Origin of the sequence: Francisella orientalis FNO12, from assembly GCF_001042525.2 — a bacterium.
GTDB classification, from domain to species: Bacteria; Pseudomonadota; Gammaproteobacteria; order Francisellales; family Francisellaceae; genus Francisella; species Francisella orientalis.
Map to the genome: position 1 here is coordinate 1,357,443 of NZ_CP011921.2, position 11,911 is coordinate 1,369,353.

Consider the following 11,911-nt stretch of genomic DNA (forward strand, 5'->3'; position numbering starts at 1 on the left):
AATTACTAATTTAAAAAATTATCTATCTTTGAAACTTTGGGGATTTATCAGTGTTATTTGCTCATATATAAATCAATTTTAACTTATGATGTGACTCAAAATACTATTTCTTGGCTAAATATCCACGTGTTAAAATAAACTTGTTTGGTTCGTTATATTATATGGAGATTATTTATGGCTGATAATTATGTTCGTGGGGGAACTATCTTAGCATCTATTCTAAAAGAAAAAGGTGTTAAAAATGTCTTTACTCTAGCTGAAGGATTTTGTAATGCTGGTCTAGAGGGCATGATGAAATATAATAGAAGGACTAGGTGGATATGCTGAAACTGTTGAAAAATATCAAGATATCGTACCTGCTTTAGAAAGAGCTTTTGCAAGTAATAAACCAGCATGTATAAATGTTTTGACGAAAGGTGTTATGACTCCTGTGATAGAAGATATGACTATGCGCAGAGATGATGCAAGTATTGAATAAGGATTTATTATGAACTTAATATCATGTCATATACTTGACTCTACTTTTGGTAAAAATGCTTCCGAAATAAGAGTAACTCTTAGATCTTTAAATGATAATGAGTAGATCTTTGTAACTAATGCTACTTCTGATGGAAGGATAAAAGAATCCTTTGAAAGCCAAGAGAATCAATTATTTGAACTAAATATAGCTTCTAATGATTTTTAAAAGAATACTCTAATATGGATTTTTCAATTATTCCGGATATTCCAATAAAATTTATGACAAAGAAACAAAACTCTCACTATCATTTTTCGGTTGTTTTTTCTCCAAGTAGTTATTCTGTAATCTCGGTTGTAAGAGATCTATAAAAATTCGACTGTCTTTACATATAAATTTTCCAACTATCTATAGTAAGTAAAATGCTTATATCCAAATTCTAGGAGTCTATCAAACACTTACAATAATAAATCATAATTTTTTAGTATTACAAAAAGTTAACTTCTCCCAAAAAATACTGTAGTATTATGCAATTCCTCAAGTAAGGGCTTATTAATCCTCATTATGAGACAATTCATTTTAGAACTTTCTGATACTATCAAATCAAATAAATATATAGTAATACTTACTGCAATATCTGCATTCGCAAGTTATGCTTACTTTATATTTTCGTGGAACATCACTATAGATACTGAACTCGCAACATACGATATAGGAAACAGTGATTTCTTATACCCGTTATATATACAGTTTATAAAACTAGGTAGACCAATACTAGGTATTTTCACCTTTTTTTTAAGTGAACCCACTCCATACTTCAACTCTCTATTTACAGTTATATTTTTGTTTTTCTCATATTTAATCTGGATATTAATCATAACCAAATTAAACTCTGACAAGACACTAATTATTATTTTTGGACTATTTTATCTAATATCGCCGATCTATATTTTTCAATTTAGCTTCTTTAATCAAAGCATGTTTGTAGGTTTAGGGTTTATTTTTTCAGCTCTTTCACTTTATTACCTAACCTTAAGTCACAAAAACTCAAATAGGTATAGATCTATTGTTATAAGCATTATATTTCTATATTTAGCATTAGGTATATATCAGGCTTTTATAATTCTTTTTCTTGAAGGTGCTATATTTACTCTGATAATTAGTCAATTAAATACCGATATTAATACAAAGACTATACGCTGTCATATTTCACTAGTTTTTGTGGTAACACTTATAGCTTTAATTACATACTTTGTAACAACACATATCATATACTTATTTATCCCAAAATCTAACTATCTGAGTTTGACTTTTGATGGCTGGTTAAACAATCAATCACTATGGGATAATATAGTTAGACTTACTGATTATTTATACCAATTACTAACATCACAATTTACTATACTATATGGCTTATGCTTTATCTTACTAATTAGTTTTTTATTTAAAATAAGATTTTTTAGTTTCTTACTTGTATTAGCAAGCTTGATCATACCGATATTAATGCCACTACTATTTTTATCTCCAATGCCTCTAAGAACCTTATTCGCAATTCCTTTTAGCATTGCATTAATGGCTGTGGTATGCTACAGAACCTTTCAATACAAAAAGATAATCCTTACTTTAAGCATTTTTATTTCATTAATTAACTTCAATCAAATATCCAAGTTAACATATAGTGAAAATATGGCTCAAAAATACAATGAAAGGATTGTTACATCAATTTATCAAGATATTTATCATGCCTATGGAAACAGTACTTACCATATTGCTATAGTATTTGTAGCATCAAAAAATATTGAAAATAACTATTTTATAAAAGAAACTCTTAAACAACCGTTTCATACATCTAACGATTTAGATCTTTTTAGTAATATTTTTCCTGATCAATCATGGCAAGATAGTAATCTTAATCACAGAGCATACTATTTCATGCACTGGCTAGGTTTATATTATCAAATACCCACTCATGAACAAATAAAACAAGCAAAATATTTAGCTACTAATATGCCAATCTACCCAGACAAAGGAGCTATTGAATTAAAGGACAATATTATAATAGTGAAATTAAGTAATTAATCAACTGCGAGAAATTCTAATTTAAGCAACTATATCATGTCATATTCTAAGCTGATATTAAAGAGCTAGTTATGTCAGACTTTGGATATGGTAGCTGCTTAATATTTTTAACAAAAGCTTTTGTATGATTCTTATCTAAAGTATCTAAATTTATAGATACTGAATTAAGCGGATTATTATAAATATTTATATAAACAGTATCGTTTGTTAGATCTTTGATACTAGTAGATACTGTATGATCATAATATGTTTTACCACCTATGTTTTCAGCTACTACACCTTTAGGTATATCAGCATTATGCAAGATGTGAGCTACTCTATTTAGAGTACTTTCATCCTTGATATTATCATTATTAGAATAGTAGCCTAATACTGCTGTTCTAATAAACCTAGATGGAGGAGAGTAATCACCAGGCATACCCAACATCCCATTGCCTTGACCTAATGCATCCATAATTTTATAAGTATGATTTGGCACTACATCATTCTCATTATAAAGTTTCATACGAGATACAGTCTTATTTGACAAGTTCAGATAGTTTCTAATATTTACTAAATGCCAATCATAAGTAGGAGCATTTGTCATAACTTTAAGGTCTAATTCTAACTGATAGAAATGAACTTCACCTTTAACATACTCTACGACTATCGCACTTCCACTTTTATCTGATATCAAAAAGTGAAGTTCTGGAACCACTCCATTTACATCTGTAGACTTATCACTCCAAACTTTGATGTTTTCTAAACCCTTCTTAGCTTCATCAATACTATTATATTGACTTAAAATATAGGTTGCTATTTCTAAAATTGAAGCGTAATTTTCATCATCTTTGTCAACTTGTTGATACTGAGTAAAACCAGGTAGATAATTAGCACTAAGACTAAGCCCTTGATTATTTTGTCCATCAAGTATCGCAAAGTTATCTTTATTTATCGCTAATCCTATTCCTAATACAGAATATTTAGATAAATATTTTTTTGCTGGTAAATTTAGATCTACAGGTGCAGTCAGTGTATGTGAAATACCCGCTGGAATATATGTTAGACTCCAATCCCAAGTGAATCCCCACTCCATCGTTCTACCTGCGACAACATCCCCATCATTACCTTTGAGTGTTATCGCTGTACACGCCATCGCAGAACTTGCTAACACACTCGAGAGTAGCAAAGCTAATTTTAAAAGTTTTTTCATTTTAAATTTCCCATATAAAAAATAATGCTATAGCTGTACCACTAAATGTTTCTATCAAACGTAAACCGGTATTTAGAAAAGGTGAATAACTTGGCTGATACAATCCTAATGCAACAATTACTCCAGCATTTGCACTACTCATTTTGATAACATTCTCAAGATGTAGAGTCTCTGTGATAAGAACACTAATTGCCACAGCTAAAATCATGACATAATAATGATAACCTAAAATAGATGTAAAAATAAATGCTGTGATACCACCTATTACAGAGCCTACAAGAATTTGAAAAGCTGCTGAGTAATAGTCTCTAATACTTAATTGTAAAATTATAGAGACTATTATCAGACACCAAAACCCCAAATTACAGACTGACCTACGTGCAACAACTCAGATAGATAAAGGCCAAACAAAAAACATATACGAGCCGCAATAGCAATTTCAAAGCTAATATAAATATCCTTGTATAACTGTGGTGGGGATAAATTTTTATTTATTTTCATTTATAACCTCAAAGAAATCTTGATATATTTGCAGACCCTCAAAGTCTTCTATTTTTGGATACTCATTATAAAATAGCTTAAAATACTCATTTTTATCCAACGATCTAGGATTATTATCATCTGAAATGACTTTATCCCAAGCTTGTTGTTTTTGTTTATCTGACTTTTTATATCTCTTACCATAACTCTCTCTATCAGCAAGCAATGCTTCTGCTAAAAATAAATGTACTAAAGTTGGCTTAGATACTATCTTTTCCGCATTTGATAGATATTTTTCTAACAACTCTTTTACACCTAAATGACTTATAACAAAAGTAGTATCAAATGCTTGATTTTTGTCTTTATCAAAATAAACATAAGTAACAGAGATATCTTGTTGCTCTGATAATGCCACTAATAGTGCTGTCAAATATAATTCAAATCGATGCTTAATACCAAAAGTTGAAGTTGTATATAACAAAACTTGATTATCTTTGATATGACAATTAGCCTCTAGCTCATATCCTAATATCTCTTGATGAAAATATTTAGACTCATAATTTACTAAATTCGCCTTATCTAATAACTTTTGGATATTTTCAAGCTCTTGATTAATCTCTGTATCAGTAAGTACCGATTTTGGAAGCTTACCACTTAGCTTAGCTTTTTTTATGGTTAATTCTTTGTCTTTCTCATTCTCAAGAGTGTTTAATAAATCTTGTTTAAATTTATGCTTATCTAAACTATTAATATCAAATGGCTCACTGTCTTCTAGCTCTTCAAAGTCATCCTCTAAATATAGCTCCAAGCCATAATTTGTATAAGCCTTAATTGGATCATCAAAAATTTTGACTAATTTAGAGATAGATAATTGTTGTGGGAGCTTAGGGGCTACACTCAAGCTATCGCCATTCCCACGTAGGTGGGAATCTCTTAAATTTGTCTCATTACTATCGAGATACCCACCTTCACGGGTATGACTACTTATACAGTTCCCCTTCGCTTCGTGAAGGGGTGAATTGCGTAAGCAAGGCGGGGTAGTTTTAGTAGAATCATAAAATACCTTAGGCTTTGACTGTAACAAACTCAACCAAGCCTCATCATAGCTTCTGTACTCATCAGCATAGCATTTAGAACTAAAAGGATGTAGTGGATATTCTTTAATATCCACCTTTTCCCAGCCATAATTCAAATCCAAATAGCTAGTCAACTCTTTGAGTATTAGACTTGGTTGTTGCTCAATATTAGTCTTAACACTTCTACCAATGTAACTAAGATACAAATAATCTCGTGCAGATGTAATAGCCTCTAGAAATAAATATCTATCATCATCTCGTTTAGTTCTATCGCCTTTAACTCTTCCAAGTCTTGCCATCAAATCAAAGCTAATCGCAGATTCTTGGCGTGGAAACTTACCATTATTTAACCCTAGCATCGCTATCACTCTAAAAGGAACATTACGCATTGGTGTCATTGAGCAGAATGTTACTTTACCATTTAAAAAATGGTTATTAATAATAGGTTCAGATAACTGCGAAATCAGACAATATCTAATTGTATACAAATCAATCTCTTCCGCCAGCAATACATCTTTAGCTGTAGTGACTGTCTTTACGATTATATCTTTGATTTTCTTAGCAATATATTGCTCATCACTAGTTACATCAAAGACATCATCAAACATCTCCAAAAGATAGTCTTGCCATGCTTCTAAGCTTCTTGGCTTAAGCAGCTCTTGTGAATATTTTTCTAACAGCTCTAGCAACTCATACAAGCCACCAAGTTCGACAATCTCACTACCTTCAATCACAGATATAGTCATTAGTTTATCATCGATAATATGATTGCTATCACTATAGCTAAACCCTAGCATCAATCTCTTAAGTCCCCAGCTCCATGAGAATGTCTGACCATTATTACCATGATGAATACATGACTCTTTTAACCAATAGCTAATAGTTTCTAATTGCTCATCCGTAATTTTGAACTTTTGCTGAATTGCTGGTACAGCTAGATAATCAAGTATCTTATTAACTTCAAAGTTACTCTCTGGCAACTGCAAAAGCTCAATAAAGCTAGCGGTTAAAGGCTCTGAATCTAATAATGTCCTATCTGCTATCGAACATGGGAGCTTTTTATCTGTTGGAAACCTTGTGAACACACTATCAATATATGGCGAATAATCCTCAATATTTGGACACATTACCAAAATATCTCGAGGCTTAATGCTAGGATCTGCTTTGATCATATCCAAAAGCTTATCATGTAAAATCTGCACTTCTCTAAGTGGACTATGACATGAATTAATACTGATGCTTAAATCTTTTTGCTTGGTATGATTTTGGCAATCAAGTTCGAGTAAATTCCGCTGTAGGCTTACTAGCTGTGTTTGGTCATTATCAGCAAGTTTCTCAAAATCTAACGAATTTTTATCAAATTTTTCAAAGATTTCTAACTCTTGCTTTTCTTGATTTTCTAGAAGCTGGTTAAAAAATTCTTTACCTTGTTGACCTAGATTTGCCAAAAGAGGTTGAAGCTCATAATCATCACTATCTAGCCAAGCTGAGATTTTGCTCTTGTGTAAATCATACCAATACTCACTACATGGGTTAATATACAAAATATTAACATCAATATATTTAGCCAACTCAAATACAAAACCAAGATTTTTGGGAGATATAGTATTAACCCCAAATATATAGATATCATTTGGTATATTTAACTTTTCTAAGTTTTGTCGATTAAGCTTTTGGAGTGCTTCTGCTTGGACTTTATATGGTGTTTCAGCGACATCTTCAACAAGCTTCTGCCAAAGCTGTATTTGCCAATCTTCATCACTCTCTGGTTTAACAGGATTTATATACTCGCCCTGCTCCCACTTTTGCAACCACTCACTTCGATATGATATATATTTTGAAAAAGTCTCGGCTATTTTAATGGATAGTTGATATTTCTTAAGATCGCTACTGTGATAATACTCTTGAAGTTTAGGGTTATTGATACTATCTAAACTTCTAAAAATTCTCCAAGCTAAAATATCTTTTGTGTATGCTTTTTTATATTCTTGTTTTGCTGTGAGTTCATAACAAATATCAAGTATATAACCATTTATCATGTCATATTTAAGATTCATCGCAATATTACGATATTGTGCTAACCGCATACTTAACCAATGTTGCATACCACGGCTACCAACTATTAGTTGTGTCGGTGTGAACAAATCTTTTTTTTCAACATCTAGAAGTTTAGATAAAACTTGAACTAGATACTCAAGCTTATTTGATGGATAGGTATATAACGCCATATTTAACTAACAAGAATATTTATATTAGTTATTTTAGCAAATTGAGTAGACAAAAAATTATTATTTGGTTTTGAAAAACTAAAAAGAATTCGCTTGAGCTTTTTCCCAAGATCTTGCAAAGCTAGCTGGCATATTACTATCTATCAAACTATTCTCAGGAATAAAATCATACAAATCTATATATGACTTAATCTCATTTACAGATACGCGTTTTTTGAGGTTTTCTGGACCAATATCATTTGTAGATGTTAGACCCATTGCTCCAACGATTTCCAAGCATGAATTAATCGTAGCCTTATGGAAATTATACACACGATACATTTTATCCTCTACAACTAGTGCTTTTGCAAGACGCTCGTTTTGGGATGCCACACCAACTGGACAAGTATTGTTATTACATTGGCGTGATTGAATACAACCTACAGCCATCATCATTGCTCTAGCAGAATTACAAGTATCTGCTCCCATAGCAAATAATCTAACCATATCAAAACCTGTTGCTACCTTACTACTTGCAACAATACGAATCTCATCGCGTAACCCACAACCAACCAAAGCATTATGCACAAATATCAGACTATCTTCTAACGGCATACCTATATGATTAGAAAATTCTAAAGGTGCTGCACCAGTACCACCAGCTGCTCCATCTACAGTTATAAAATCAGGTTTGATACCTGTCTCAAGCATTGCCTTACATATAGCCAAAAACTCTACATGACTACCAATACAAAGCTTAAACCCTATTGGCTTGCCATTTGATAAATCTCTTAATAACTTTATAAAATGACAAAACTCGATTGGTGTTGAAAAAGCACTATGTGCTGGTGGTGATAAAACATCTTTACCCATAGATACTCCCCTAATTTCCGCGATTTCTGGAGTTATCTTAGCAGCAGGTAACACACCACCATGAGATGGCTTAGCACCTTGAGATAACTTAATCTCAATCATTTTAACACTATCTAGATTTGCTTTTTCAGCAAACTTCTCAGCAGAAAAGTTACCATCTTCAGTGCGGCAACCAAAATAAGCTGTACCAATCTGAAATACAATATCGCCACCTTGTAAATGATACTTTGTCAAACCACCTTCACCAGTACAATGACAAAATCCACCCAACTTAGCACCCTTGTTCAAAGCCATAATTGCATTAGCTGACAATGCTCCAAAACTCATTGCTGATATATTCAGATGTGATGCCATATATGGTTGTTTACAATTAGAACCACCAAATTTAACCCGAGTTTCAACTTCATCCAAATGCTTCGGCACTAGCGAATGTGTTACCCACTCATAACCGACTCTATCAATATCTTTCTCAGTACCAAATGCTACGGTGTCATTTAGACCCTTAGCTCGGCGATAGATTGTAGATCTTGTCTCTCTACCAAAGGGCTTTTCACTTTCATTATCTGCGATAAAATATTGCTGAATTTCAGGGCGAATAAACTCAAGTATAAAACGCATATGTCCAACTATAGGAAAGTTTCTCAAAATAGCATGTTTTGTTTGGGTAGTATCATATATTGCAATCACTCCTAAAACAGCTATAAAACCTATGCTTACCCATATTGATGCGTGGAGTAATGAAAAAGATAATAGAACTATTATCACAAAAATAGCAAAGCCTATATACCATTTGCGGCGCTCACTTATATGCATTGATTTTGACCTTAAAATTTACTTAAAGAATTAACTCTAAAGCTAATTTAGCATGTATCTACTAAAGTTAAAATCTCTAAGTTTAGATAACACTAGTATTTACATTTAATTATCACAAGTATTTAGCTAATTTCATGATATCATCTGCTTAATAGTCATTTTATTTAGGACAAAACTATGAATAGAGATTTTTTTATAATACTATTTGCTCTTTCTAATCTTATTGTAGCATCAGTATTGATTAGATATTCAAAAGTTGGTCCTATCGCAAGTTTTGGTTATAGACTCTTACTACCTTGTATATTTTATATTCATTTTTGGCAATCACCAAAGATGAAGAAAAACTATCAAAAAAATCACTCTATATCGCCGCGTTAACAGGATTTTTCTTAGCTTTAGATTTAGCTTTTTATAGTATCTCTCTGATTTATACATCAATAGCAGAAGCTAGTCTTCTAACTAACCCTTGCCCATTTATTACAACTTTCATAGCTATCATATTTCTCAAGGAGAAAGTCTCTCTTAAATACTATTTAGTTTTATTGGTAGCATTTATTGACTTATTACTTCTTATGAGTCAGGCAGGTCTAAGCTCTCAGCACCTTTTAGGTAATTGGCTAGCGATTATATCTGCCATATGTCTATGCTCTTTTTATTATCTTTTCTAAGAAACTTAGAGACTCTTGCTCAACTTTTAGAATAATGTTTATCGCCTCATTAAGTGGTTCAGTTGTATTATTTATATTAGCTTTTATTTTCAATGAACAGATAGTTCCAACTACTTCTAGAGGTATTGCGATTTTATTAGCTATAGCTCTATTTGGATATTTACTTGGAAATATACTATATATTAGTCGTATTAAGCATATATCATTAGCTATGAGTTCTTTGGTTTTACTAATTGGTCCAGTATTTGCATTGCTATATGGCTATGTTTTATTTAGAGAAACATTCTCAATACAACAACTTGTCGGAATGTTTATAATTATACTATCTGTTTATTTAGGCAAAAGGTACTAGAGAAACAAGTAATTAAGTAGACTTTAAGAGAAAGAAAACTCTCTTATAACTATATCTATGTTAGATACTTTTTTGATTGAATCGTGTAAATCTCTTGATGAATCATCAGGTCGAGTTTTAATCACAAAATTTAGATCACGAGACTTTTTGTATAATTTATTGATGATACTCTTATTATAGTTATTTTCTAGAAGGGTAACTTGATGCCCAACTTTAGTTTCTAGAGCATGCCAACGATCAGCTATATATTTCCTTACATCGTCTTTATACGCTCTATTCACAACATGGTTCAAACTTACATCTTGAATAGTATTTCTATTATCAGATATATAGTGTTGTTTGATAACAGATAACAAATCTTTAATTTCCTGATTTTCTACTAGAATACTTTTTCTTATCATTTTTTAACTCCTTTATTTCATAAAAGTGCTGTTTTATCACACTTTTAATAGTAGCTAACCTTTACTGTAAAGGGAAGTATTATTGCACCATTTTTCAAAAATTTATTGAATTGATACTTTCATACAAATATACTTAGACTTAGATTATTATATTTAGAATTAGAGATGTTTGACTATAAAACCGATCTAAAACCAGCCTTAAAAAGAATAGGCATGAAACAAGTCGAATTAGCCCAAAAACTTGGTAAAAGTGATCGCACTATCAAAGGTTGGGTTGCAGGTACAAACTGCCCCTCCTATGATGGACATATAGAGGTTATGAGAATACTAGGCTTAGAAGACAATTACCATCCTAATGATACATCTATAGTAGCTATTGTTAATGTTCCCGTATTGAGTTATGTTCAGGCTGGTGAGTTTACCGAATCTCAAGAAAGTATAGATCCTATCGACTACTTACAAATTCCTCATTTTCTTGTACCCAAAAACGGTTTTTCACTAAGAGTACAAGGTGAAAGTATGCTCTATGATTCTTCAGAATCTCAACTGCTTAGTCCTAAATATGCTAAATATACTCTCTACGAAGGTGAGAATATTTTAGTTGACCTTAGCGAAATCAGTCCTCAAAATTTAGTAGATAAGATTGTAGTCGCTAGAAACTCCGATGGAGCTACAGTTAAACTATTATACAAAGATAATAACCGCTTATATTTGATGCCACTAAACTCAAAATTTCAAAATAATGATGAAATCAAATCACCAACTGATACGGTTATAATTGGTAGAGTTATTAACTCTTTTAATTTTAGAAGTTTTTGATATTATATCATTTTCATAGTTATCATGTGCAGTTATCAAAAACAAAATTCAAAAGTCTTATAACTCTAAACACAAGTCTTTAATAACCTTCCATATAACTATATGGAACCATAAATTTCTAAAAGAAGAATATGTAAGTATTTAATGAAACTATATGAAAGTAATAAATGGTGCCCGGGGCCGGAATCGAACCGGCACGGAGGTTAAGCTCCGAGGGATTTTAAGTCCCTTGTGTCTACCAATTTCACCACCCGGGCTAGTGGAGGCTGAGGCCGGAATCGAACCGGCGTCCAAGGCTTTGCAGGCCTCTGCATAACCATTTTGCTACTCAGCCACACAAACCAAAGAGTATGGAGCGGGAAACGAGGCTCGAACTCGCGACCCCAACCTTGGCAAGGTTGTGCTCTACCACTGAGCTATTCCCGCTTTATAGGGTGATATATTATCTTATTTTGAGAAGTTGTCAATAGAGATATAGCTTTAATTTTCAAGAA

At 32.0% G+C, this 11,911-nt stretch carries 7 protein-coding genes, 3 tRNA genes and 2 pseudogenes; 4 read left to right on the forward strand and 8 right to left on the reverse strand.

What is annotated here, in order from left to right:
- Nucleotides 1-174: 174 nt before the first annotated feature.
- The gene (locus FNO12_RS09565; RefSeq protein WP_014714902.1) at nt 175-327 is read left to right on the forward strand and encodes a hypothetical protein; all 153 of its coding nucleotides are present in this window, start codon (nt 175-177) and stop codon (nt 325-327) included.
- A gap of 694 nt (nt 328-1,021) precedes the next feature.
- A complete protein-coding gene (locus tag FNO12_RS07005; RefSeq protein WP_014714900.1) occupies nt 1,022-2,536 on the forward strand; it encodes a glucosyltransferase domain-containing protein in 1,515 nt (504 codons plus the stop codon).
- A gap of 46 nt (nt 2,537-2,582) precedes the next feature.
- On the opposite strand, the gene FNO12_RS07010 is transcribed toward FNO12_RS07005, so the two are convergent.
- From FNO12_RS07010 to FNO12_RS07025, 4 genes and pseudogenes are all read right to left on the reverse strand, one after another.
- The gene (locus tag FNO12_RS07010; protein WP_030005708.1) at nt 2,583-3,728 is read right to left on the reverse strand and encodes a choloylglycine hydrolase family protein; all 1,146 of its coding nucleotides are present in this window, start codon (nt 3,726-3,728) and stop codon (nt 2,583-2,585) included.
- A 1-nt stretch (nt 3,729) separates the two neighbouring features.
- A pseudogene (locus FNO12_RS07015) lies at nt 3,730-4,229 on the reverse strand (FUSC family protein).
- The gene (recC, locus tag FNO12_RS07020) at nt 4,216-7,512 is read right to left on the reverse strand and encodes an exodeoxyribonuclease V subunit gamma (RefSeq protein WP_014714898.1); all 3,297 of its coding nucleotides are present in this window, start codon (nt 7,510-7,512) and stop codon (nt 4,216-4,218) included. Before recC ends, FNO12_RS07015 begins: the two are co-directional and overlap by 14 nt.
- A 78-nt stretch (nt 7,513-7,590) precedes the next feature.
- Nucleotides 7,591-9,177 carry an FMN-binding glutamate synthase family protein gene (locus FNO12_RS07025; protein WP_014714897.1) on the reverse strand — a complete coding sequence of 529 codons (1,587 nt, stop codon included), beginning with the start codon at nt 9,175-9,177 and terminating at the stop codon, nt 7,591-7,593.
- Between the two features lie 177 nt (nt 9,178-9,354).
- Between FNO12_RS07025 and FNO12_RS07030 the strand changes: the two are divergent.
- Nucleotides 9,355-10,197, forward strand: a pseudogene (locus FNO12_RS07030) (DMT family transporter).
- Between the two features lie 23 nt (nt 10,198-10,220).
- On the opposite strand, the gene FNO12_RS07035 reads toward FNO12_RS07030, so the two are convergent.
- Nucleotides 10,221-10,598 carry a hypothetical protein gene (locus FNO12_RS07035; RefSeq protein WP_014714896.1) on the reverse strand — a complete coding sequence of 126 codons (378 nt, stop codon included), beginning with the start codon at nt 10,596-10,598 and terminating at the stop codon, nt 10,221-10,223.
- Nucleotides 10,599-10,763: 165 nt separating this feature from the next.
- On the opposite strand from FNO12_RS07035, the gene FNO12_RS07040 reads away from it, so the two are divergent.
- Complete coding sequence (locus FNO12_RS07040) at nt 10,764-11,417, forward strand: LexA family protein (protein ID WP_014714895.1); 654 nt, start codon at nt 10,764-10,766, stop codon at nt 11,415-11,417.
- A gap of 168 nt (nt 11,418-11,585) precedes the next feature.
- Here the strand turns inward: FNO12_RS07040 and FNO12_RS07045 are convergent.
- From FNO12_RS07045 to FNO12_RS07055, 3 genes are all read right to left on the reverse strand, one after another.
- A tRNA-Leu gene (locus FNO12_RS07045) sits at nt 11,586-11,674 on the reverse strand.
- 3 nt (nt 11,675-11,677) lie between these two features.
- Nucleotides 11,678-11,751 (reverse strand) — tRNA-Cys (locus FNO12_RS07050).
- Nucleotides 11,752-11,768: 17 nt separating this feature from the next.
- A tRNA-Gly gene (locus FNO12_RS07055) sits at nt 11,769-11,843 on the reverse strand.
- Nucleotides 11,844-11,911: the final 68 nt, after the last annotated feature.